Annotated in this window: 20 protein-coding genes; 9 read left to right on the forward strand and 11 right to left on the reverse strand. The window is 47.7% G+C overall.

Annotated features, from left to right (window positions below; translation table 11 throughout):
- Positions 1–15: 15 nt before the first annotated feature.
- Both leuD and leuC read right to left on the reverse strand, forming a co-directional pair.
- A complete protein-coding gene (gene leuD / locus ACCI49_RS06915) occupies positions 16–663 on the reverse strand; it encodes a 3-isopropylmalate dehydratase small subunit (RefSeq protein WP_371838221.1) in 648 nt (215 codons plus the stop codon).
- Positions 663–2111, reverse strand: a complete 1449-nt coding sequence (gene leuC, locus ACCI49_RS06920) for a 3-isopropylmalate dehydratase large subunit (RefSeq protein WP_371838222.1) — start codon at positions 2109–2111, stop codon at positions 663–665. Before leuC ends, leuD begins: the two co-directional genes overlap by 1 nt.
- Before the next feature lie 185 nt (positions 2112–2296).
- Between leuC and ACCI49_RS06925 the strand changes: the two genes are divergently transcribed.
- The 3 genes from ACCI49_RS06925 (at position 2297) to ACCI49_RS06935 (ending at position 5317) form a co-directional block, all read left to right on the forward strand.
- Entirely contained in the window at positions 2297–3169 is an 873-nt protein-coding gene (locus tag ACCI49_RS06925) for a LysR family transcriptional regulator (protein ID WP_371838223.1), read from the forward strand.
- A 234-nt stretch (positions 3170–3403) separates the two neighbouring features.
- Positions 3404–4141: a TIGR04219 family outer membrane beta-barrel protein gene (locus tag ACCI49_RS06930; RefSeq protein WP_371838224.1), complete on the forward strand. Its 738-nt coding sequence runs from the start codon at positions 3404–3406 to the stop codon at positions 4139–4141.
- Between the two features lie 123 nt (positions 4142–4264).
- Positions 4265–5317, forward strand: coding sequence for an NAD(P)H-dependent flavin oxidoreductase (locus ACCI49_RS06935; RefSeq protein WP_371838225.1), 1053 nt, complete (start codon positions 4265–4267; stop codon positions 5315–5317).
- A gap of 86 nt (positions 5318–5403) precedes the next feature.
- Here the strand turns inward: ACCI49_RS06935 and ACCI49_RS06940 are convergent, their stop codons facing one another.
- The gene (locus tag ACCI49_RS06940; RefSeq protein ID WP_371838226.1) at positions 5404–5835 is read right to left on the reverse strand and encodes a PaaI family thioesterase; all 432 of its coding nucleotides are present in this window, start codon (positions 5833–5835) and stop codon (positions 5404–5406) included.
- 365 nt (positions 5836–6200) lie between these two features.
- On the opposite strand from ACCI49_RS06940, the gene ACCI49_RS06945 reads away from it, so the two are divergent.
- Positions 6201–7043: an alpha/beta hydrolase gene (locus ACCI49_RS06945; protein WP_371838227.1), complete on the forward strand. Its 843-nt coding sequence runs from the start codon at positions 6201–6203 to the stop codon at positions 7041–7043.
- A gap of 169 nt (positions 7044–7212) precedes the next feature.
- Here ACCI49_RS06945 and ACCI49_RS06950 read toward each other — a convergent pair whose 3' ends face one another.
- The 3 genes from ACCI49_RS06950 to ACCI49_RS06960 form a co-directional block, all read right to left on the reverse strand.
- A complete protein-coding gene (locus tag ACCI49_RS06950) occupies positions 7213–8235 on the reverse strand; it encodes a HupE/UreJ family protein (RefSeq protein WP_371838228.1) in 1023 nt (340 codons plus the stop codon).
- Positions 8236–8263: 28 nt separating this feature from the next.
- A complete protein-coding gene (locus tag ACCI49_RS06955) occupies positions 8264–9133 on the reverse strand; it encodes a peptidylprolyl isomerase (RefSeq protein ID WP_371838229.1) in 870 nt (289 codons plus the stop codon).
- Between the two features lie 152 nt (positions 9134–9285).
- Positions 9286–11202, reverse strand: coding sequence for a DUF3604 domain-containing protein (locus tag ACCI49_RS06960; protein WP_371838230.1), 1917 nt, complete (start codon positions 11200–11202; stop codon positions 9286–9288).
- A gap of 183 nt (positions 11203–11385) precedes the next feature.
- Between ACCI49_RS06960 and ACCI49_RS06965 the strand changes: the two genes are divergently transcribed.
- Positions 11386–12423: an AraC family transcriptional regulator gene (locus ACCI49_RS06965; RefSeq protein ID WP_371838231.1), complete on the forward strand. Its 1038-nt coding sequence runs from the start codon at positions 11386–11388 to the stop codon at positions 12421–12423.
- 220 nt (positions 12424–12643) lie between these two features.
- Here ACCI49_RS06965 and pepN read toward each other — a convergent pair whose 3' ends face one another.
- The gene (gene pepN / locus ACCI49_RS06970; RefSeq protein WP_371838232.1) at positions 12644–15277 is read right to left on the reverse strand and encodes an aminopeptidase N; all 2634 of its coding nucleotides are present in this window, start codon (positions 15275–15277) and stop codon (positions 12644–12646) included.
- Positions 15278–15573: 296 nt separating this feature from the next.
- Between pepN and ACCI49_RS06975 the strand changes: the two genes are divergently transcribed.
- The 4 genes from ACCI49_RS06975 to ACCI49_RS06990 all read left to right on the forward strand — a co-directional run bounded on the left by ACCI49_RS06975 (position 15574) and on the right by ACCI49_RS06990 (position 19875).
- Entirely contained in the window at positions 15574–15726 is a 153-nt protein-coding gene (locus ACCI49_RS06975) for a hypothetical protein (protein WP_371838233.1), read from the forward strand.
- A 433-nt stretch (positions 15727–16159) separates the two neighbouring features.
- Entirely contained in the window at positions 16160–19150 is a 2991-nt protein-coding gene (locus tag ACCI49_RS06980) for an intermembrane phospholipid transport protein YdbH family protein (RefSeq protein WP_371838234.1), read from the forward strand.
- A gap of 192 nt (positions 19151–19342) precedes the next feature.
- Positions 19343–19537 carry a YnbE family lipoprotein gene (locus tag ACCI49_RS06985; RefSeq protein WP_371838235.1) on the forward strand — a complete coding sequence of 65 codons (195 nt, stop codon included), beginning with the start codon at positions 19343–19345 and terminating at the stop codon, positions 19535–19537.
- Positions 19538–19548: 11 nt separating this feature from the next.
- Positions 19549–19875, forward strand: coding sequence for a YdbL family probable chaperone protein (locus tag ACCI49_RS06990; protein ID WP_371838236.1), 327 nt, complete (start codon positions 19549–19551; stop codon positions 19873–19875).
- A gap of 89 nt (positions 19876–19964) precedes the next feature.
- On the opposite strand, the gene rpoS is transcribed toward ACCI49_RS06990, so the two are convergent.
- From rpoS to ACCI49_RS07010, 4 genes are all read right to left on the reverse strand, one after another.
- Positions 19965–21014, reverse strand: a complete 1050-nt coding sequence (rpoS, locus tag ACCI49_RS06995; protein WP_371838237.1) for an RNA polymerase sigma factor RpoS — start codon at positions 21012–21014, stop codon at positions 19965–19967.
- A gap of 203 nt (positions 21015–21217) precedes the next feature.
- Positions 21218–21952, reverse strand: coding sequence for a peptidoglycan DD-metalloendopeptidase family protein (locus tag ACCI49_RS07000; RefSeq protein ID WP_371838238.1), 735 nt, complete (start codon positions 21950–21952; stop codon positions 21218–21220).
- A 224-nt stretch (positions 21953–22176) separates the two neighbouring features.
- Positions 22177–23139, reverse strand: coding sequence for a DUF368 domain-containing protein (locus ACCI49_RS07005; protein WP_371838239.1), 963 nt, complete (start codon positions 23137–23139; stop codon positions 22177–22179).
- Positions 23136–23807 (reverse strand): protein-L-isoaspartate(D-aspartate) O-methyltransferase, encoded by a 672-nt coding sequence (locus ACCI49_RS07010; RefSeq protein ID WP_371838240.1) that lies wholly within the window; start codon positions 23805–23807, stop codon positions 23136–23138. Before ACCI49_RS07010 ends, ACCI49_RS07005 begins: the two co-directional genes overlap by 4 nt.
- Positions 23808–23856 lie beyond the last annotated feature (49 nt).

Here is a 23856-nt window from a genome sequence, read left to right on the forward strand (position 1 = left end):
AGGAATTTCCTTTAATTACTGAACCGCATCAAATAGCCATGGGGCTTTTTCACGTCGCGCTTCTTCATAAGCACGAATATCTTCTGAGTGCTCCAATGTCAGGCCGATGTGATCAAGGCCATTAAGCAAGCAGTGCTTGTGGAACACATCTACTTCAAAGGGAATCACTTCACCGCAGGGTTTGCGCACATGCTGCTGCTCCAGATCAATGGTCAGTGAATATCCTTCCTGCCCATGAGTTTCTTCAAACAACTGATGTACTACCTCCTCCGGTAATACAATCGGCAACAGGCCGTTTTTAAAACAGTTGTTGAAGAAGATATCCGCGAAACTGGGGGCGATAATTGCACGAAAACCGTGATCATCCAGCGCCCAAGGCGCATGCTCACGGCTGGAACCACAACCGAAATTCTCGCGTGCAAGTAATACCGAACCACCCTGGTAACGCGGGAAATTTAGTGGGAACTCTGGATTAACAGGGCGGTTTGAGCAGTCCTGGCCAGGGAACCCCTCATCCAGGTAGCGCAACTCATCAAACAAATTGGGGCCAAACCCAGTACGCTTGATGGACTTGAGAAATTGCTTGGGAATAATCAGGTCGGTGTCCACATTGGCCCGATCCATCGGCACCACAAGACCTTCATGTTGGGTAAACGCTTTCATCAGGCCATCTCCTCTTCGGCTCGCACCGTCGCCATTTCACGCACATCGACAAAGTGCCCCGCAATTGCAGCGGCTGCCGCCATACTGGGGCTCACCAAGTGGGTGCGCCCACCATAGCCCTGACGTCCTTCAAAGTTCCGATTAGAGGTTGAGGCACAGTGTTCACCAGCTCCCAACTTATCTGCATTCATAGCAAGGCACATAGAGCAGGATGGCTCTCGCCACTCAAAGCCTGCCTGCTCAAAGATTGCATGTAACCCTTCCTGTTCCGCCTGGGCCTTCACCGCCTGGGAGCCGGGTACAACCAACACCTGCTTGACGCTATCTGCTTTGTACCGGCCTTGGGCCACTTCAGCAGCAGCGCGCAGATCTTCGATGCGAGAATTTGTACAGGAGCCGATAAATACCCGATCCAGGCGAATATCACTAATCTTTTGCCCGGCCTCAAGGCCCATATAGTCGAGAGCGCGCTCCATTCCAGTACGCTTGGTGGTATCACTTTCGGCAGAGGGATCTGGCACTTTGGCACTGATCGAGGCCACCATTTCCGGCGAAGTACCCCAACTCACCTGGGGTTCGATATCTTCACCGCGCAATTCCACCACCGCATCAAACTCGGCGTCGTCATCGGAATGCAGGTGACTCCAGGCCTCAACCGCTCTGTCCCACTGTTCGCCTTTTGGCGCGTAGGGTTTGCCTTTCACATAGTCGAGAGTGATCTGGTCAACCGCGACCATGCCAGCACGGGCACCGCCCTCAATCGCCATGTTACAAACGGTCATACGGCCTTCCATGGACATATTGCGGATAACGTCACCGCCGAACTCAATCGCATAGCCAGTGCCCCCGGCGGTGCCGATCTTACCGATAATCGCCAGCACTACATCTTTGGCGGTAACGCCTGGGCGCAGTTCGCCGTCTACGCGCACCAGCATATTTTTCATCTTCTTCTGGGTCAGGCACTGGGTGGCCATTACATGCTCCACTTCAGAAGTGCCTATGCCGTGGGCCAGCGCGCCCAGAGCACCATGGGTAGAGGTGTGTGAGTCACCACATACCACGGTCATACCGGGCAGAGTCGCCCCGGTCTCAGGACCAATAACATGCACAATGCCCTGACCCGGTTCGTTAATGCCAAACTGCACCACATCGAAATCCCGGCAATTCTCATCCAAAGTTTGCACCTGAATGCGGGATATATCGTCGCGGATACCGCTCACACCTGCGGCGCGCTCCGTGCTCTCGGAAGGCACGTTATGATCCGGTGTCGCCACTAGGGAATCCTTGCGCCAGGGGCTGCGCCCTGCCAGTCGAAGGCCCTCAAATGCCTGAGGGGAAGTCACCTCGTGAATCAAGTGACGGTCGATGTAAATAAGCGCCGAGCCATCATCACTGGTCTTGACCAGATGGTCCTGCCACAGTTTGTCGTAGAGTGTTTGCCCTGCCACAGCCTGTCCTCTCAATTGTTTAGAGACCGAGTCTACCCAGCAGCAACAAATAACACCAATTTATATTTATTATCACAAGTATTCCATTATGGAATTCAAAGTTCATCCTGAAGTAGCATGTAAGTTGAGGCGCTTCATACTCTGCCAACAATATTCCCGCGGCCCATAAAACGAGGTTAAAAAATTTGGAAATTCAATGGCTTAAAGCATTTCTAGCAATTGCTGAGAGAGGCTCTGTCTCCGAGGGGGCGACTCAGCTTCACCTGACACAGCCCGCGGTAAGCAAGCGCCTTGCCGCCCTCGAACAGCAACTTGGCGCGGCGTTGTTCAACCGCATCGGCCGGCGCCTACAGCTGACCGATGCCGGCCGCGTCCTCCTGCCCCGCGCCCGACATATTCTCAACGAAATCAGTGATACGGAGCGGGAATTGCGCGCCCTCAGCAACTCGGTGAGCGGCAGCTTGCGCATTGCTACCAGCCACCACGTGGGACTGCACCACTTGCCACCGGTGCTCAGAGAGTTCAGTAACCGCTACCCAGAAGTGGCCCTGGATATCGATTTTCTGGATTCCGAACAGGCTTACGAGGCACTGATGGCAGCCAAGTATGAGCTGGCAGTTGTGACTCTGGCCCTGAAAGAATACCCGCACCTCAATGCACAGGTTATCTGGCCCGACCCCTGTGTGGTGGTAGCAGCTCCAGAACACCCCCTGACAAAAATTCCCACGCTGGAACTGGCCGACCTGGCCGACTATCCCGCCATACTGCCGGACCTCAATACCTATACCGGGCGCCTGATTAAACGTGAGTTTGATGCACAAGGGCTAAAACTCAGTGCCAAATTAGCGACCAACTTTCTGGAGACAATCAAGATGATGGCCTGTGTGGGCCTTGGATGGAGTGTGCTGCCCCATACGCTCGTCGATGAAAGCCTCGCAATATTACCAGTGAAGAAGCTGCAGGTGCTGCGCAACCTGGGTGTCATCAGTCATCGCGGTCGCACCTTGAGCAATGCCGCCAGTGCCCTGCAACAAATGTTATTTGAAGCGGCCAGTTAAACCGGCGCAAACAAGAAAAATATTACAAATTCATTTAATGAAGCTTGGCTGACTAATTCGCAGCCACTCGCAATACATCAAATAGAACGATGGGCAGAGCCCAAACAGCGCTACACTTTTACACGCCAAATTTGCTTGCCCGTTCAAAAAGATTTGTAAAAATGTGCAACTTACAGCGGCACACTAAAAATATATCTGTACACTCCGCGACAAATTCATCACGGAGAGAAGTCCATGAAAAAAACCGCAATTGCTTTCAGTGCCCTCCTCGCCTGCACCACTGCCAGCGCAGATACCATCCTTGGCTTTGATGCCACAGCAGGCGTCTGGCTCCCAGGCTACACCGGCGGCATTGGTAATGATGACTACGATTTAGACAACCTCTCTCTTAGTGAAGACAACATTACCTTTATACAGGCCGCCCTAGAGCACCCAATTCCCCTGGTTCCCAATATCCTGTTAGCCCATAGCAAGATTGACAGCGATGGCGCCTCAATACTGGAGGGCTCTGTAACCTTTGACGATGAAACCTTCCTGGTAGGCTCAGAGATCACCACTGACCTCTCGCTTACACACACCGATGCCACCTTCTACTACGAAGTGCTGGATAACTGGGTAAACCTCGACATAGGCCTGACTGCGCGCATGTATGACGGTGAATTTACTGCGGTAAGCGAAACCCAGGCAGAAACTGTCGACCTCACCGGTTATTTGCCGATGGCCTACGCTATGGCACGCTTCGACCTGCCATTTACCGGCTGGTCTGTAATTGCCCAGGGCAACGGTACCGCCTACCGAGGTGACACCCACACAGACCTCACAGCAAAAGTACGCTGGAATTTCGTACCGGCGATCGACTTGGCTATTGAGGCGGGCTACCGGGTAATGAGCCTCGACCTGGAAGAGTTGGACGACCTGCAGAGCGACATTGAAATTAAAGGTCCCTATATCGGCTTCAACCTGCACCTGTAAAATCAAATTACAGTTGACCCTTCGGCATTGAAAAGTTGGCAAATAACTCCCTGCACGATATAGCTGTCGTGCCCAAACTGCCCTAAGGTAGTCTGGTGAAGCAGCGATGAGGCGGGCGAGATAATGCGGCCACTACTGGAAAGGCTGGGGATTTCTCATCCCATTCTGCAGGCGCCAATGGCGGGTGTTTCTACGCCCCAATTAGCGGCTGCAGTTTCCAATGCCGGGGGGCTTGGCGCCCTTGGTCTCGGGGCCTGCTCCCCACAAAAGGCTACTGAACAGATCCGAAAAACCCGCGAGCTCACCAGTAAGCCTTTTAACGTAAACGTTTTCTGCCACCAACCCGCAGTTGCAGACAACAATCGCCAAACAGCTTGGCTCGCCCATCTTGCCCCCTACTTTGCAAGCCTGGGTGCCACCCCACCTGCAGAAATCCATGAGCCCTACTCAAGCTTTATCGGAAACCCGGAAATGCTCGCAGTTCTGCTGGAAGAGCAGCCCTCAGTAGTGAGCTTTCATTTCGGCCTGCCCGAACAATCCGCGATCACCGCGCTCAAGGATGCCGGCATTGCCCTACTGGCAACGGCTACAAATCTTGGCGAGGCTCGTTTGATAGAAGAAGCTGGTATCGATGCATTGATTGCACAAGGGGTGGAAGCAGGCGGCCATAGGGGCGTTTTTGAGCCTGAACTCGATATGGAGATGGGCACTCTTGCTCTAGTAAGACTGCTGAGTTGTCAACATAGGCTACCCGTGATTGCCGCGGGAGGAATAATGGATGGAGCCGGCATCCAGGCAGCGTTCTCTCTTGGCGCTAGCGCGGTACAGATGGGTACCGCCTTTATCCTGTGTCCAGAGTCTGCGGCTAACAACACCTACCGCAATTCGTTACAAAGTGAACGTGCACGAAATACCGCTATCACCACCAACATCTCCGGGCGACCGGCGCGGGGCATCACTAATCGTTTCTACCATGACCTGGATCGAAATGCCCCCACCCGCCCTGACTACCCAATTTGCTATAGCGCAGGAAAAGCCCTGGCCACTGCAGCATCCCACACCGGCAGTGAGGATTTTGCCGTACAATGGGCTGGTCAAGGTGCCCCCCTCGCCAGGGCACTGCCCGCAGCCGAGCTAATGGCGACCCTAATTGCAGAAATTGATGCCTGCCGCTAACCCTCGATATAAGCTAATGGTTGCATTTGTACGCCCCTCATTGCTCAAGGGGGCAACCCAGTTTAACGGCAGGAAACCAATTTGAATTATTTGGTAGAAGAAGAGATACTCCGAATCATAGCGGTGGCCGTAGACTTAGCAACCAGTGTTCCCTCCTGGAACAGCTCTCCCTCAAGGACACAAATACTACCTCCCTTGGAAACAACTCGTCCCCGGCCCAATATTTTTCCAACCACTACCGGCGCAATAAAATGTGTTTTCAACTCTAATGTCGGCGCAAACTGATTCTCGCTGAGAGTGGCCGTTAAGGCCGGTCCCATAGTGTCGTCAAGCATTGCAGCCAGAAAGCCCCCCTGTATTTTTCCTATCGGGTTAGTAAATTCTTCCTTCGCTTCAAACTCCACTTCAATGCAGCCCACATCACTATCAACGGATAGGATTCTCGCCCCAAGAGTCAATGCTGCCTTTGGCATAGGCAACTCACCATCCAACACTTTTTGAAAAAATCCGTTTTCCATATGTAACCCCAATACCAGTTACTTATTCCGACTTGCGTTTTCCACATGAGTACTTCGGCCTGATCATACTAAAGCAAATCATAAAATAATATCGTGTAAAGAGTGCAACCTTATCCCGATCCACCCCGCTAAAAACTGGATTACCAGCATAAAAGACTCACCTGATAAACGGAAACACTACTGAGTCAGAAGGAAAGAACACACTGCACTCGAGACGCGCTGTGAATACATCCCTGTAAGCTCATAATCGGCATCCATGCCTCATACGGCCCCGAGCACAGTGCATTCTTTCCCGCCCACTTTTCAGTAAACCATAAGAACCCATTAAGAAAAATACACCGCATGAAAAAGTTAAGGGATACGCTATGCTATTGGAATTGAACCAATTAAAAGCAATATCACCTACCACTAAGACTATTAGTGCCCATTCAATCAGGAGGATAATCATAGATACATCTATTGTTCTCATCCACGGTACTAATGCGGGTTCCTGGACTATGGAAAATTTCCATAGATATTTTGTGCAAAAAGGATTTTCCTGCCACAGCCCAGTATATCGCCACCATGAAAACCCGAAATCGGAAGCGGCCCATCGCCTTCTTATCGGGACAAGTATTGCAGACTATGTCGAAGATATAGCTAAATTTGTCAAACACCTGAATAGTAAGCCAATTCTGATTGGGCATTCCTTAGGAGGAGTTATTGCACAAAAAATAGCCTCCATGGATCTAGCACAAAAAATAATATTATTGAACGGAAGCACTAACTGGGGAATCCCACCCACAACCAGCCAGGAATGCGATCTTGGCAAAATGTTTATGGCATCGGGGAAGTTCTGGGAAGACATACTATTACCCGACTTTGAAACAATGGTAAAATTCGGGCTTAACAAACTAAACTTATCAGATCAGCACCTTGTATTTAACCGTTTAGGGCCGGAATCAGGCAGAGTGCTATTTGAATTATTTTTCTGGATATTTGATGAAAACAAAACCACCAAAATTGATTATGAAAAAATAAAATGCCCTATTCTAATGATCTCAGGCTCTGAAGATCTCGCGATACCACCCTCTACAGCACAACTCATCGCAAAAAAATGTAATTCACAAACCACCCTGCATATTGCGGAAGGCTATGGTCACTACTTAATGCTAGAACCCAAATGGATGAATATTGCTAAATTTTGCTATAGATGGATTACCGAATAGAAAAATTCTCATTTTCTGTAAATTACTAAAAAGGGGAAGGAAAGAATACACTGCGCTCAGGACCGTATGAGGCGTGAATGCCGATTACGAGCTTACAGGGATGTAATCACAGCGCGTCTCGAGTGCAGTGTATTCTCTCCCTATGACTCAGTAGTAAGTTTGTTATATTTTAAGAGAACAACCCCACAGACCTGTCCATAAACCAATACCCACTCACCACACCCACTGGATAAACAGTTAATGTCGACTGCATCAAACTACGAAGTGAATATCCTGAAAAACCCCAGTTTAAAAATATCAACTTAACCATATAAGATAAAAGAAGCACAAACAATACAAACACTAATTGACCCAGCTCAACACCGGCATTAAAGCTAATCAAGGCTACTAATTTCTGATCGTGAGGAAGACCCAGCTCTGTCAATGCACTGGCGAATCCAAATCCATGTAACAACCCGAAACCGCTAGCAACAATAGCCGGGAACCGCCAAGACAAGGTGTTCCTATCACGAGAATGCCCTGCATTAATAATCTCAGCCGCTAGAACCATAATACTTAAAGGGATCAATACCTCTACAACATCCACCCTAATGGTAAAGAGATTCAAGCTTGCGAGTCCAAGTGTGATTGAGTGCCCTAACGTAAAGCCAGTTATGGCTATCAAAATACCCCCAAGCCCCTTTGCAACAAATACTAAACACAAAACAAAAAGCAGATGATCATAGCCTTCCAAAATATGTAAAAACCCAGCTTCAATATACTGCCTTACATATTCCCAAATGGGCAATTCAGCAGGCAAATTCACTTCTAATACATCGGGACCATTAAAGAGGTGGACAGTCGCCCCATTCAACCTTTCAAAGTGAACCAAGGTAGATAGCACTGGATTAGCAACAGGGTATACAAGATGTATTTGCAAGTCAGCAGTAGATCTATTAATAGTATTCGAGCTTGGAGATTGGCAATGATACACTTTTTCAGCAGAATGACGAGGAGTCTCAACTTCCGAGAATTTTCGACAGCCGGCTCCCTTTAAGTAAATCTTAGGCTCTGTTCCTGGCTCCATCACGGGCGGAATCTTCCATCGCAAACCGTATATTTTTTCCGAGACCTCTTGTAATTGGATATAAATTGGCCTCCCTTCATGGGCAAAGCCAGGGTGACTATAGATTCCACCTGCTAGAAAAATCAATATAGTTACTATTAACCTGCAGGAATATCTATTTAACATAGGCAAAATCCGCAGGCACATTCTGCATTGAAGGGTCCAATTCAATTCGATATTGAGCAATCAATTCCTGTATCTTACGATGCCTCATATCATCCAGTTTCTGACGGCGATAGTCTTCCAATACCAAAGGAGCTACCTCTTGATAGTTTGGCAAGCGACTGGGATTATTCTCGACCACCAATACCAGATGTAATCCATAAGGGGATTCAAAGGGCCCAGACCAGGTATTCATTGGTAACTGAAATATTTTCTGCGCCATATCCGCTCCCATATGACTAGCTACCAATTGACGAGTTCGTCCAACATAGTTTCGGTGATATATAAATCTATCTCCATGCTCTGAGGCTTTTTCAAAGGCCACTGACTTTTCCAAAAGGTAACCCAAGGTCTGTAAAGCAGTCTCCTCTAGACTACTATTAAGTTGACTGCTGAAATCAAAAAAAACATGAGTAAAGGTAACGGAAGCTTCAATTTGGTATTCTTCTTGATGAAGCCGAAAGTAGTCCTCTAAATCCTGCTGGGAAACATTAATATCACTAGCAAAGCCCTCTGTTACATACTCGAGCTTTTGAATAAGGCGACGACGTATGATCTGATCATTATCCTGAAGACCTAGATTAATAGCTTCACGGTAAAGCACTTCCTCCCTAACATAATCATGAATCAAGTCTGACCTTTCAGACGGCGCCAACCCCTTCCAGTAAGTCTTGGCAAAATCTGGATTGAATGTTTTTTTTCGATATTGAATATATTCAACTAACAAATCTTCATTCAAATGTAGAATATTTTTTTGATCCGAGGCTCCTGCATCTGGCTCTACTAGCTCGACACCAACAAATAGAAACAAAGCGATAGCCAAAAAATGTACCAATGGATCTCTACCCAACCTCCCCAAACCCTTTAGCATATAAGCCTCACACTAAAAACCTCCACAACTGTCAAGCAAAGAAGGTTAAAAAACTATTAGAAAAGATCGCCTCGCTATACCATCAGGCTTTATATATCGATTAACTACGGCGTATACCAAATAGGCGAGGTATAGGCACGCTCCTGAATAACTGCAGGGCCTTCAGAAGGTATCTGAACCTTTCCACGGTTGATTTCTTTTGCTGCCACCGCATCGTAAAGGGAGTGACGTGGTGTTGGGATCTGCAAAACACGAACATAGTAAAAAGCCCTTTGGTTCATATCAAAGTTTGGATCCTGCCATAAGGTAGACAGCTCGATAGAACCCTGGGTATTGGTATACAGGCCCGTCTCGCGGTCAACAGTATCACCCACGGGAGCTAATTGACCTTGGCTATCCAAGGACCGCTGACCGGACCAGGCTACGTTAAAGATCTGCTCATGACTGTGCCCTCCCTCGTCGAGCCATGATTTTACAACTTGGACTCTATCAAGGTTTGCTCCTTTGGGATCTTTAACAGCACGTATTAGTAATTGTATCGACTCATCCGTAGCTTGGGGTCTGGTTAAATCCCCCCCCATGGGCACTCCATGGGAATAACCCAGTTCAGCAATATTTTCTGCATCTATTGCATGCTTTGGGAAGCCCCAACCTGCAAATACACGCACTTGGATTCTCGGCCCTGTAGTTGCATAAACCTCGCGACGTTTAAAGGCGGCAAACAGGCTTTCCCGTGTATTTTCCTCAGCCCAAACTGCGGCAAGACCAGAGGCTGACATATTCCAACCAGTTGCTTTGGTTCCGCCTATGACAGCATTTTTTCGCTTGCCCTCGGGTATTGAATCATGGGCAAATTTACCCCAGAAGTTTTCCTCTTCTGCACTCGATATACCTGTATGAGAATCGGTTGACCCAATCAATCCAAACTTATAAGGGTTCACCCCTATTTTCTCTCCTATCTCCAAACCAGTTCTTAAGCCAGAGCGTACATAGTCGCCCTTAGCTACACGATAGGCTTCTGGATCAGCCTGCAAGTAAAATGGATAGTTTTCGAAGTCAGCAAAGGGGTCCGTGGGTGAAAGCTGTGAGTGCGTCTCAGAATCCCCTTTTATTTGCGTCATTTCAACAAGGGGCTCCCAGCGCATGCGCGTTCGCGCATACTGTGTGTCGATCGGCTCACCACGCAGAGTGGTTTCTGCAAACATGTACCCTTTGGACACATTGGAGTTATGCGGAATAGCAATGAATTCGCTGCCAGTTCGCTCTGACGTTTCATCCAACCAGCGCCATAATTCCTCTGGGTACTGACTCTGGTCTGACCCAAAAGGCAGATATTGCTTAGCCTGCTTGGAGCCATTGGGGGAAACTACCACCCTATGCAGGTTAGCCCCCGTAGGGAGTGAACTCCACTCCCAGCCTATAAAGCTCGTGAATGTACCAGGATTATAATGACGATCAGCTGCATCAATAATTTCATGCCAGGCAGTTTCCCGCGTTAGATTTAAGTCCCCAAGCAAAGGCTCCGGGGCTGTATTGGCAGGGTCCTGTACCGGGTCAGCACCATCCTCTGAGTTGAGCGCCTTTACGGGCAGCAACCCATTAAATATATCCATCCCCTCATCCACAGATACTTTATAGCGAATATGCTGCTTGGCGAACCAACGCTTTATTGATTGGGAAATGGTTAATTCTGTGTTTAGCTGGTCTGTTTCGTTAACTATCGCCCTCATAACCCCCAATCCCTCTGCATGATCAGAAACCACAAGAAAGTCCAGCGGTGTATCTATCCGTACCTTAGCGTGGGTATAAGGGTGAATAACTGGCTGCCCCTTGGCCCACCGATAAGCAGTATCAGGTGTTGCCGAGTAATTTTGACTTAAGAAAGCATCGAATGAGTAAGAGGTATGTAAATGCATATCTCCCCAGAAAAGCTGGGTGGGCTCACCAGCCTTAACACTTCCATAAAATGCGGAGACTGATAAGCCTGTAAGTACCACTGTTCTTTTAATTAAATTGTGCATAATTCCAATCGCATGAGTATCAGGACTTACTTTAAAAGCAGCAGATTTCCTTAACATACCAAGACTGTTAGGCTAATCTTGGACAAATGAATGTAGAAATACTTATTTTGATGCTAATAGTTTGGCCTATGCACTTCTTTACTTAACTGGCCAAACTCTTGACCAATTAGGACAAGTTGACAAATGGCTGAGAATGGACATACAACCATTGCAACCTGGGTTTTACCCATTATTGAGACTCTAAAACCTTATTGCTCCCCTCGGGAAGTCCTGCAGAAAGCCAGTATCTCAGCCTGTGGCATAGAGGATACTAATCGACGTATCCCTTTGGAAAACATGAAAAAATTATGGGATCTGGCGGAGTCCTTATCCCGCAATGACTGCATAGGCTTGCAGGTTGCCAAGCATGTTAACCACACGAACCTTCACGCTCTAAGTTATGCCCACTTAGCCAGCAGCTCCATCAGAGAAAGCCTGGAGCGGTCATCGCGATTCTCAGAGGTAGTCAGCACTGCCATGAGAATCAGTATTCGCGATGAGCAACACGAAGTAATAGTCTCCTTGCTCAAGGTTGAAGGCTTACATTATGAGCCTAGCATTCATGCTGTGGATGCCTTTATCGCCTTGTTAATAAAATCATGTAGGAAAATATCCCCAGACATCCACAAACATCTGATTGCAATTAACCTCACACGCACCAAGCCAGTCAATCCAGAACACCACCGAATGATGTATAGATGCCCAGTGGGATTTTCTGCGAACACCTGTGAAATTCGACTTAAACGCGATTTTGTAGATCGGCGCATCTGCTCAGGAAATAATGAGTTGGCCCATATAAACGAGCAGGCACTAACTAATTATCTAGCACGTTTAAGGAAAAATGACATTATCAGCATAACAAATAAAATTTTAATAGATCTAATGCCTACCGGTGACTTATCCCAAGAGATCGTCGCCAAAACCATCGGGATAAGCTGCCGCAGCCTACACAGAAAACTTAAGGAAAAAGGTTCCAGCTATCAGGCAATACTGGACAAAACACGCAAACACCAAGCTATACATTACCTAAAGCAACAAGAGCTACCCGTGACATCAATTACTTATAAGCTCGGATTCAGTGACACCAGCAGCTTTTCAAGGAGCTTTAAAAAATGGACCGGAAAATCTCCACGAGAATTCAGGAAACATGGTCAACAAGAAGAACATAGCACCAGCGAGTAAAACCTATCGCATAAATGTGTGATCGCACATACCATAAAGAAGGAGGGAAAGAATACATTGCGCTCGGGACCGTATGAGGCATGGATGCCGATTACGAGCTTACAGGGATGTATTCACAGCGCGTCCCGAGCGCAATGTATTCTTTCCTTCTGACCCACTTGTATGTATGAGTGTTCGTGCGGGGATCGTGTTACGCCCCCCGCTCTTTGCTGACTAGGTACTAATTCACTAAACTCTTGCTCACCACTTCATAAACATCTTTGGAAAGTTCCCCGGAATTTGACACTCGCAATAGTGCTGCTTTCATTTTACCTGCCAGCTCCCCTGAATATTTCTTCCAGCGTGTGATAGGAATAACCACTCTAGAGGCCACCTGGGGGTTTAATTTATCTAAAGCAATAACCTGATCTGCAACAAACTCAAAACCACTACCATCATTTTTGTGGAATTGTTGGAAATTTCGATTGGCAAACCCACCAATTACTGCCCTCACTTTATTTGGGTTTTTCAACTCAAAGGCAGGATGCTGCATAAGCGCTTTGATATTATTCAGGGTGCCTCTCTTCGCGCTACAGGCTTGCTGCGCAAGCCAAAGCTCAGTAACTTGTGTATCTTCCTTCCAGCGGTCATAAAATTGATGAATGGCTTGTTCAGCGTATTGATCATTACCATAGTTAATCAATGCACTTAACGCCGCTGCACTGTCTGTCATATTTCCAGCCGAATCAAACTGGCACTGGGCGAGATCTAGAGCATCCGCAGATTCTGTGACACAGAGGTATTCCAAGCAGATATTCTTTAACCTGCGTTCAGCGATATCCTTGGCATTGGGACTATAGGGCCTTTCAATATCAAGCTCAGCATACCGTTCTTTTAACTCATCAATAAGCGCACAGGAAAGCGATTTACGAGCAAACGTTCTTGCAGCAACAATAGCTTCAGCATCAATAGATACTGATTCCTCGGCAATGGAGTGCTCACTGGGCAAAAGCATAATTTCCGCAACCAGTGCCGGGTCTAGCTCTTTATTCAACAATATATTCCGATAAGCCACGATGAGCTCTGGAGATAATTCTAAACTTAAACCTTCTTGGTATGCACTCTGAAGCTGATTCATGGCCTTAAATGCGAACCTTTGAGAAGCATCCCATCGATTAAAAGTATCCGAATCATGGCTCATCAGGAATAGCAGCTGCTCCAGACTATAGTCATAGCGCACTTTGACTGGTGCGGAGAATCCACGCAAAAGGGAAGGCAGAGGCCTCTCCCTCAGTCCATTAAACTCAAATACCTGTTCACTTTCAGTGATCTCCAGAACAAGCTGGGTGGAGCCCGCTTTATCCAACGCGATACCGCTTCCTGTTGAGTCCAGCAACCCCATCGCAAAGGGAATGTGGAACGGGAGCTTGTCTTTTTGCTCAGGTGTAACGGGGCAAGACTGCCGAACTATAAGCCTATATACACCCGTGCTTTCATCAAATTGATCTGTCACATCCAGCACAGGCGTGCCAGCCTGGCTATACCAGCGACGGAACTGGGTGAGATCCACCTGATTAGCATCTTCCATTGCTCTTACAAAATCTTCACAGGTAACAGCACACCCATCATGCCGCTCAAAGTACAGGTCACTCCCCTTGCGAAAGCCATCCGCTCCTAAAAGCGTATGGATCATACGCACAACTTCTGCACCCTTTTCATACACAGTAAGAGTGTAGAAGTTGGAGATTTCCATATAGGAGTCCGGGCGAATCGGGTGCGCCATTGGGCCGGCATCTTCCGCAAATTGATTGGTACGCAATAAGGTCACATCCTCAATACGTTTTACGGCCCTCGAATTCAAGTCAGCAGAAAATTCTGCATCGCGAAAAACCGTGAACCCCTCTTTAAGACTAAGCTGGAACCAATCGCGGCAAGTAACCCTATTACCGGACCAGTTATGGAAATACTCATGACCAACGATTGATTCAATTCTTTGGAATGCAGAATCAGTCGCTGTTTCTGGACTGGCCAAAACACAGGCGGAATTAAAAATATTCAACCCCTTATTTTCCATTGCCCCCATGTTAAAGTGATCCACTGCAACTACCATAAAAATATCGAGATCATATTCCCGGCCATACACTTCCTCATCCCAGCGCATAGCGTTCTTTAAGGAGCGCATTGCATGATCACATTTTCCTATATTTTTTGCTTCGGTAAATATCTGCAATTTTACTTTTCGGCCTCTGGCAGTGGTAAAGACGTCCTCAACATGTTCCAAATTTCCTGCCACCAGCGCAAACAGGTAGGCCGGCTTGGGAAAGGGATCTTCCCAGGTAACAAACTGACGCCCATCCTCACAATGCCCCCGCCCTATTTCATTACCATTTGAAAGCAATACAGGATGATCCTTTGAGGCCACTATAGTAGTGGTGAATTTCGACATGACATCCGGCCTGTCAGGATAGAAAGTGATCTTCCTAAAGCCTTCTGCCTCACATTGGGTACAGTACATCTTATTGGAGAGGTATAGCCCCTCAAGGGATGTGTTCTCTTCAGGATTAATGCTGTTATGGATCTCCAGAACAAATTCTGGCTTTTCAACCGGTATAGATAACCCTTGAGGTAATTCCTGATAGTCTGTGGAGGAAAGCGCGATTCCATCCAGGGTGACAGAAAACAGCTGCAGATCGACGCCATCAAGAAACAATGGTGGCAACCCATCACCTGCTTTAGGGTTTCTACGAATTTTAAGGCGGGTCCTCACCTGGGTAACCTTTGCCTCCAGTTCGAAGTGCAAGTCAGTGTTATCCACCAAATAATCCGGTACTCGATAATCCTTGAGATAGGTGGTATTCGGCTGTGTATCTTGCATCGTTGAAACATCCTCAGTAACTGTATGCTGGGCGGAACGGTTAGAAATAAGTAAGTTGGGGTCAAAAGTATCATTACAAGATGGAACTACAAGAGATGCGCCCCGCAAACTTGGCGGCAGTAGAATCGCGTTTTTACTGCGATGTCTCAGTCCTCCGATCCTTGCGTTATATCGATGAGCTTGGCCACCGAAGGTGGCGGACACTAGTATTCTCTACTTGTAAAACCTTTGCTGCGGCCCGTTGGTCGTCGACACAATTCTACATAACCTGCTAATTGACAAAAGGGTGGCCCTGTATGGGTAACAAGCTAATCGCCTTGCTGTTTATTGTTGGGATTTTGCTGTTCATCGGCGCTCCAGTTTCTGCAGCAGAACCGGATAGGGCCATTAAGTCACGCACTGACACACAGAAAATAAACTCTGCACTTCATGATGGAAACGCTATCTAGAAGCTATAAGAATCCCCCCCCTTATAGCTGGAGACTATCAAAAAGAACCTACTGATTGCGGGCAGATAGACAAGAAATTTAAGCTTCTGGGGACCAGAGACGGGTTTCTGAAGATAGCTTTAAGGATGAGCCGCTATTAGTCTGACTATTCACCTCAGACACCTGCATAAATAGAGAGGAGTACGCGTGAAGCTGCCGCATGCCACTAAAATTTATTGCCCCCGACCAGGAATCCACTTTTCCACTCCCTGGCCAATAAATGAACCATACCACTAGTTATCAATCAAATGGCTGTGTCCAGCAACATCCGGCCAGTCTGATAAAATCACTCTCATCCATGTACATAGCAGGTGTCGGCCCTGCCGTCGTCTGTTACAGCTAGATAACAGATGTCAATATAAAGTTATCTCCTTCGGGAGTTTTGAGGTTTAGTGTGCGTAAACTCCGCATTCTTATTATTTCGTTGACCGTTTTCCTGGCTTTTCTCTTGATAGGCAGCTGGTGGAAAAAGGATATTGTTGCCTCCCAGTTAGTCAACCTATTCGCCGGAGAGGTGGTTATCCAGAAACTATCTGGGTTGGAACTAAGTTTTAGGCAAGTCTCAATTAGGCAAGTTCAGCTGAAATCCAACAGAGGCAGTAGCTTGGTCCTTGACGACGTCAATATTATTTACCCGTTTCATATTATTTATGACCGTGATAATACCCAGAAAATAGAGCTCTCTATCACGAGGCTAACTCGCCATGCAGGAAAAGAACCTCAATCAGTAGTGCCAGCACCTCCACAGAGCAATCCCTCTAAAGAGTCCACCTTATCCTTGGATGGCTTCACCCGGAACATAGTCCGGTATATGCCAGGCAAGGTGTCAGTCAAGCAAATCCTGCTCGATAACAGCTTTGAAGCAGGCCCTCTCAATATCACGCGGCGTGATAATACTATCACCTTAGAATCCCCTTATAAGACCTCTCGGCTTAACGAACTCCATCTCTCTCTACAGGCCAGTTTATCTTCAGCCAAAATTGGATTAGACACTGAGATATATTCGATCCCTTCCGAAATCTTATCTCAAGCGAAAGTAAATCTCATTAAAGAGGGGGAGGAAGAATGGAAATTCAATGCCAGAGCAACTGTAAATCTGGAGGCCGTTACTCCGATCCTGGATGCTGTACAATTAACAACTGGATTAGCTACGGATGGTTTAACGGCTAGTGGGCAAGTCGTTATGAATGCCAGCTCGTATATACCAGACAATATTATATCCTTTCCAAACTACCAGCATATCCTGTTGCAGTTTGAGACCGAAAACCTTAAGGCCTCCATTCCCTTCAAGCCGATAAATAGCAAAGTGGAAGCAAGGCTCTCAACCGATTCGCCTATTGAAGTAAAACTCAAGTCACTCATACCTTTTATTCCTGGCGCTATCACTGGCAGCGGTACGATTGATGCCTCATTAACTGGCAATGCATCCCATAAGCAGTCTTTATTGGATCTGAATTTTGAAGCTGCCTCATCGGCCAATGTGCCCAAGCTACAACTCCAAGGTAGTATTTTCTTAGCTGCCACGGAACCATTGCTTAACTCCCAGCTTTGGCATAAGTATGTCCCATCATTGTCAATAAGCAATCCAAAGGGAAAAGTAGGTTTCCAGAGTGCAGTTCTTTTACATCCCTTAGGTACCCCTACACCAGGAGAGAATTGGATTGATGAATTCCACTTTATATTCCTCCCTGAGAGCCAGTTTCGATTCGATACTGTTTTATCCGATTTGCCAGAGAACGCCCCCTTACACTCTACAGGGCTAAGTCAGAGCCAGGTTCAGGTAGAGGTAAGAAAAAAGATTAAAGTCTTGGGGAAGAACTCATCACCCAAACATATAAAGACTGAAATTATAGAAGGAGCTGTAACAGCTAATCTACAAGCAAAGGAAAGTAGTACTGTAATTCTTACACAGATCAATGAGATTCAGTGCCAAATTTCCAATCTTGCAAAATGTGATTTAGAGATAACAGCCAAAGCGCCTAAGCTAGCCGATAAAATTTCAGGAGTAACCCTTGCAAACCTGGACTCAAGTGGCAAGTTACATATCAAAAAAGACAGTAACACCCAGATACTGCAGCTGACACAAATCAAAGCTACAGCTGAGGAAATAAAAGGCAAAGAGTTCCAAGTTAAAATGGCTAAGCTCGGAATACCTGTAATAAATTGCAAAATTGCACAATTAACTACAGATTGTAAAAGTAAGCTGTGGAATAATACATTCGAAAATTTGGCCAGTGAATACTTTGCTTTTTCCGGCGACATTAACCTCAGCAATATCAACCTGAAAATCACTCAGGGGGCCATTGAGCTAAACAGTAACTTTGTGGGTAAAGATCTTGAAATACAGACACCGGAAAACTACTCTGCAAAGGCGTCCCTCAAGGGGGCATTCTCACTTCAGGGTGATAAAATAGAAGGAAATAGCCAGCTCATCGTCGGCTCTATAAAAGTAGATTCAGATTGGCAGCACAATATGGAGTTAGCCACAGGTACCATTCACTTCTCTATCCCCGAAGTAATTTTTGATCCCCAGCACAATCTCCGCCAGGCAATCCACGGGCTACCTGTAGATATCGTTTCCGGGAAACTTTCTGCCAAAGGAACCGCATCCTGGCCCCAGCAGCCACAAGATATCCTTAGGTTATCTCTGAATAATATTGCCGCAGTCTATAAAGACAGCTTTGCCACTGGCGTTGAAGGAGATGTCCTGATAAAAGCGGCTGATGGGCACTGGGTTACGCCGAAGCCGCAGTCACTGTCGATACAGTCTATTGATGCCGGTCTACCCTTAGAGAACATCCATTTTTCATTGTCTTTAGACAAAAACCAGAATCTCATCTTACGGAATCTCTCTGCGGATTTCCTCAACGGGAAGGTGACTACCGAGGCGCTGGTATGGAACCTGGCCAATGAAGAGCGAAGCAGCACTCTGTACGCACAGGATGTATCACTAGAACAGCTAGCTCTCGAAACAGAATCAGAAAATTTTAAAGCAAGCGGACGCCTCAACCTGACAATTCCAATCACCACCGGCCCCGATGGCATTACTGTAAAAAATGGGCATCTGGAAGCACTGAAACCCGGAGGCCGGTTACGTTATTACGGCGCTTTCTCGCCGCAAATGCTAGCAGACAACCCCCAACTGAAATTGATTGCCAATGCACTGGAGGACTACGATTTCCGCAGCTTGGAAGGCAGTATGGAGTACCCTCCCAATGGGGACTTGCAGCTGAGACTGAAACTTGTGGGGCGCAGTGAGTCTGTTGACTCTGAACGGGATCTGGTTATCAATCTCAACCTAGAGAATAATATCCCTGCGATGTTGCGTTCTCTACAGGCCAGTCGTGACCTGACAGAAGCTTTGGAAATGCGGCTGGACCAATAGGTCGAGAGTAAAGTAGGCTCTTCTGGTTAGGTGCAAAGGCCTGCCTGTTCAGAGCTGGTTAAGGTTTGACCAATACAATGAGGGAATGTGGCCGCTCCCGACATCATTGACGAACCGGGCCTTGACGTTGAGACAACTACTGAAAATGCAAAAGAGTGAAAGGTACCCGAGAGGTATTGTAAGGAGTGTCAGATGAGAGCCAGCCGGCTGATTCCCATAGGGTTGCTATACGCTATGGTTGCCACAGGGTGTACCCCTACGGTGGCGGTAAAAGCCCCCAGTGAGCCGATTACCGTAAACTTAAATGTAAAGATTGAACATGAGATCCGTGTCAAAGTAGACCGAGATCTAGATACCTTGTTTGAGGACAAGGAAGGCATTTTCTAAAGAGGCAAGACATGAATATTGTGAAAAAATCTCTGTTACTGCTGGGCCTCGTAATTGCGCTACCAGCCCTCGCAATTTCCTTGGGCGAAGCCAAAAGCCAAGGCCTTGTAGGAGAGGCCAACAGCGGTTATATCGCCATCGTGGATGCCAGCTCCCCTGAATTGGAAAAGCTGGTAAAACAAGTCAATACAAAACGTAAGGCCGCTTACGCACAAATTGCCAAAAGCAATAATATTGATATCGCTCAGGTGGCAGCACGTGCAGCTGAAAAACTGGAGGCACGTGTTTCTCCCGGAGAGTATTACCAAGACAATCTTGGGCGTTGGGTTAAGAAATAGAGCCACTTGGTATCAATCTGAATTGGATTGATACTGGAAACCCCGCGAATATACTGCCTTCGCGGGGTTTCCTCTATTGAAGACCAAATTTAAAGGTTTCCGAACAGAGACAGCCCATCCAGCCCCTGCTTTTCCATCACCTCACGCAAGCGTTTGAGTGCATCAACCTGAATCTGGCGAACTCTCTCACGTGTCAGGCCGATTTCTCTCCCAACCTCTTCCAAAGTGCTCGCTTCAAAGCCACGCAACCCAAATCGCCTCGAAACTACTTCACACTGCTTATCGGGAAGCTCTCCTAGCCAGCGGTTAATACTATCGAAGAGATCACTATCCTGAAGCAATTCAGCCGGATCAGACTCCTGCTGATCGGGGATAGTATCCACCAGAGTCTTTTCCGATGAAGGGCCTATCGGAGTATCCACTGAAGTTACCCGTTCATTGAGTCCCAGCATCCTCTCAACATCTTCAACGGGTTTTTCAAGTAAGTTGGCAATCTCTTCTGCGGACGGCTCATGATCCAGCTTCTGCGCCAGCTCACGGGATGCCCGGAGATACACATTCAGTTCCTTTACCACGTGAATTGGCAGGCGAATAGTTCGAGTCTGATTCATAATGGCTCGTTCTATTGTCTGACGTATCCACCAAGTGGCGTAAGTAGAAAAGCGGAAACCGCGCTCAGGATCAAACTTCTCTACAGCGCGGATAAGCCCCAAATTGCCCTCTTCAATGAGATCCAGCAAAGCCAGGCCACGGCTGACATAACGGCGAGCGATCTTCACTACAAGGCGCAGATTACTCTCAATCATGCGCTTTCTCGCTGCAACATCACCTCGCAAGGCCTTACGTGCGTAGTACACCTCTTCTTCAGCGGTCAATAGGGGAGAAAAACCAATTTCATTCAGATAGAGTTGAGTAGCATCCAGGTTCTTCTGCAGATGGCTATCGCCATCCAACCTGGTAATCCTGCTCTTCTCTCCGGGGGAGGAGACGGAGTTATTTTTTGCCGCTTTTCTCCGCGTACGGCCTTTACCTCTCTCGTCGCTGCTACTTAGTTTCTGCTCTTCATTCTCTACCGCCAACTCAGGAGGAAAGTCTTCTGCCTGGCCAGTCATCGACTGGTCTTGCCGTTGTGCTTCCATTTCCCCTGCTCCTTGTACTTTGCCAATATCAGCCGCACAACACACCAAGGTAACTGATTGAAACGCAATCAGGTGCCCTAAGTATGTGGCGACAGCCACTGAATCGGCCAGACTCTTCAGTCGTCACGATTACAGTGACTACCTCAAGTGGTATTAGTTAAAAGTCCATTTTTATTTACAGAGCTTTACTGCACCCATCAGGCTTAAGGTAAATAAGCAAGAGGGTTTACTGGCTGACCGTTTTTGCGAATTTCAAAGTGGAGCATGTTGCGGTCGGTACCACTCGAACCCAGTTCCGCTATCCGTTGTCCCGCTTTGACTTTACTGCCCTCTTTCACCAACAACTTGTGATTGTGGGCGTAAGCACTGAGATAAATCTCACTGTGCTTAACGATCAACAGCTTTCCATAACCTCTCAGCGCACTACCCGCGTAGATAACGGTGCCATCGGCTGCTGCCAATACAGATTCTCCCTTTTCTCCTGCGATATCAACTCCCTTGCGCAAGGGGTCTCCAGAGCGGAAGCGACTCAGCAGCGGCCCCCGTACAGGCCACCGCCAGCGAATTGAGCCTGAGCGCCTGGTCTGCGTTGTTTGACGCCGAGATTTTTGTGTTAAAGATTTTTTACTGGCAGCTGAGCTGGGTTTCTGTGCAACCGCCGGCTTGCTCACGGTTTTCTTCGTGATGCTGCGAGAACTTGAAGGGGCACTTACAGGGACTGTTCCGGCCAGTTTCAAACGCTGGCCCGGGTAAATCTGGTAGGGGGATCTTATCCCATTGAGTGCCGCCAGCTGGCGAAAATCCTTACCGTAACGCCAAGCGATCGAATAGAGCGTGTCTCCCTTGCTCACAGTATGGTAGTTGAGGCGAATACCGGGAGGTTGCTTCAGGGAACTGGTGGGGGCTCTGTGGCTGCTACAGGAAGCCAAAAGCAACAAAAGAGCCCCGATACTTAATATTTTTAACACCTTAGACAAAAAATGACCAAGGTATAGGCTATTGTTCCGCCAAAAGAGGCCTCTAGAAAGTAGCAAAAGATGACATTCCATTATTCTCTTTTTACATCAGACCACCGCATTTATGGAAAAAGTGTCTAAAGAAAAGCTCCAAAAATTACGGAAAAATCTTCACAAAACGCTGCCATACCGAGATTTTCCAGATCTTATTGCGGCGTGGCACAGGATTTCTCCCGATGAGTGCCACCAAAAAAATCTACTGCAAAGACCAGAAGTATTGCGACAAGTGCAGCGGTCAGTGCTGCACCAGCATGTGCCGCCTCTCCAGTCTGAGCCACAAATTTGGAAGGCAAAGTATTCGCAAGCAGTGGTGCCAACTTGCTGGAGGCTTCAACTTCCCCGGATATCGGTAGCTTCCAGGGCCATATTATTTTCAAGCTCCCGAGTAAAATTCCGGCAAGAAAAGCCAGGGTCCGGGCAATATACATGCGCATCAACCAGGAAAGCAGTCGGCTAAACAGTATTAGTCCCACGGCCGCTCCTGCTGCAAAACAAAATAAATTGACTATTTGCAGTTCGTGCACAGCAGATAGCACTTTGGGATAAATCCCAATCATTAACAATATAAACGCGCCAGAAATGCCTGGAAGAGCCATGGCACAAATAGCTAAAGCACCCGATAAAAACAGGGTCAGCGGTGTTGCCGGAATTTCTCCCGGGCGCAACTCACTGACGGTAATCGCCAAGGCGCACCCCAACAATAGAAAAATAAAAACTGATGGGGACCAGCGGGGAATATTTCTCAGCACTGGCATGGTGGAAGCCAAAACCAACCCAAAGAAAAAGGACCACACCACAATAGGATAATCCTCCAGCAGCCCACTAATCAAACGGGCAAGACTGAAAATACTGATTAGCACACCGAGGAACAACGACACTAAAAAGCCACCGTTAATGTACTTCCAGGTAGCGCTAATTCCGTCCTTTCTAAGCAAAGTAATACAGTGCGGTCCAATTCGGCTAAGAGAATCCAGTAACTCCTGGTAGATCCCGGTAATAAAGGCAATAGTTCCCCCGGAAACACCTGGAACCACATCCGCAGCCCCCATCGCCATGCCACGGAGTACCACACCGGGGTAGCGGCTTTTCAAGGCCTCAGCAAATTTCATCGAACAACACCACTAAGCAGCGGCACAAAGCGCACTGCTTCCAATTTTTCAACATCAAACTGATCACTGTCCTGGCGGCGAGTCACCATAGTCAAATACTGGTGTTCAGATCCCACCGGGATAACCAGTACCCCATCCGGTGCCAGCTGTTGCCTCAGTTCGTCAGGGACCATCGCTGGTGCGGCAGCCGCCAGGATTGCATCGTAAGGCCCCTTTTCGGGCCACCCGAAGCCACCATTGCTCAGCTTGTATTCAATATTGTGATGGCCCAGCTCTGTCAGGCGCTTTCGGGCCTGCTCCAGTAGAGGTTCGACACGCTCAACAGAATAAAGTTGTTCAACCAGGCGGGAAAGGATTGCGCTTTGATAGCCGGAACCAGTCCCCACTTCCAGAACCCGGTGCAGGGACTTGGCCCGACTCAATAGCAGCTCAGTCATACGCGCAACAATGTAGGGCTGGGAAATGGTCTGACCATAGCCAATGGGCAGGGCTGTATCCTCGTAAGCACGAATAGCCAGAGCTTCGTCCAGAAACAGGTGTCGTGGGGTAGAAGCCATTACATCCAGGACTTCCTCATTGCTGATTCCCTCTTCCCGCAGGCGCTGTATCAGGCGATTGCGAGTGCGCTGGGAGGTCATTCCCAACCCTTCTTGTCTCAAGCGGTTCATAAACTGTTAAATTCCATCCCCTGTATCACGCCCGTCGCTTCCAATACTG

Source organism: Microbulbifer epialgicus (assembly GCF_041447265.1).
GTDB classification, from domain to species: domain Bacteria; phylum Pseudomonadota; class Gammaproteobacteria; order Pseudomonadales; family Cellvibrionaceae; genus Microbulbifer; species Microbulbifer epialgicus.

Bases quoted from the DNA above. Each gene is read 5' to 3' on its own strand.
- ACCI49_RS07005 (WP_371838239.1), bottom strand. From the start codon at position 23,139: ATGAAATTTGCTGAGGCCTTGAAAAGCCGCTACCCCGGTGTGGTACTC.
- ACCI49_RS06960 (WP_371838230.1), bottom strand. From the start codon at position 11,202: ATGCACAATTTAATTAAAAGAACAGTGGTACTTACAGGCTTATCAGTC.
- ACCI49_RS06985 (WP_371838235.1), top strand. From the start codon at position 19,343: ATGAGAGCCAGCCGGCTGATTCCCATAGGGTTGCTATACGCTATGGTT.
- ACCI49_RS06935 (WP_371838225.1), top strand. From the start codon at position 4,265: ATGCGGCCACTACTGGAAAGGCTGGGGATTTCTCATCCCATTCTGCAG.
- ACCI49_RS06945 (WP_371838227.1), top strand. From the start codon at position 6,201: ATGCTATTGGAATTGAACCAATTAAAAGCAATATCACCTACCACTAAG.
- ACCI49_RS06930 (WP_371838224.1), top strand. From the start codon at position 3,404: ATGAAAAAAACCGCAATTGCTTTCAGTGCCCTCCTCGCCTGCACCACT.
- rpoS (WP_371838237.1), bottom strand. From the start codon at position 21,014: ATGGAAGCACAACGGCAAGACCAGTCGATGACTGGCCAGGCAGAAGAC.
- ACCI49_RS06975 (WP_371838233.1), top strand. From the start codon at position 15,574: ATGGGTAACAAGCTAATCGCCTTGCTGTTTATTGTTGGGATTTTGCTG.
- leuD (WP_371838221.1), bottom strand. From the start codon at position 663: ATGAAAGCGTTTACCCAACATGAAGGTCTTGTGGTGCCGATGGATCGG.
- pepN (WP_371838232.1), bottom strand. From the start codon at position 15,277: ATGCAAGATACACAGCCGAATACCACCTATCTCAAGGATTATCGAGTA.
- ACCI49_RS06990 (WP_371838236.1), top strand. From the start codon at position 19,549: ATGAATATTGTGAAAAAATCTCTGTTACTGCTGGGCCTCGTAATTGCG.
- ACCI49_RS06965 (WP_371838231.1), top strand. From the start codon at position 11,386: ATGGCTGAGAATGGACATACAACCATTGCAACCTGGGTTTTACCCATT.
- ACCI49_RS07010 (WP_371838240.1), bottom strand. From the start codon at position 23,807: ATGAACCGCTTGAGACAAGAAGGGTTGGGAATGACCTCCCAGCGCACT.
- ACCI49_RS06940 (WP_371838226.1), bottom strand. From the start codon at position 5,835: ATGGAAAACGGATTTTTTCAAAAAGTGTTGGATGGTGAGTTGCCTATG.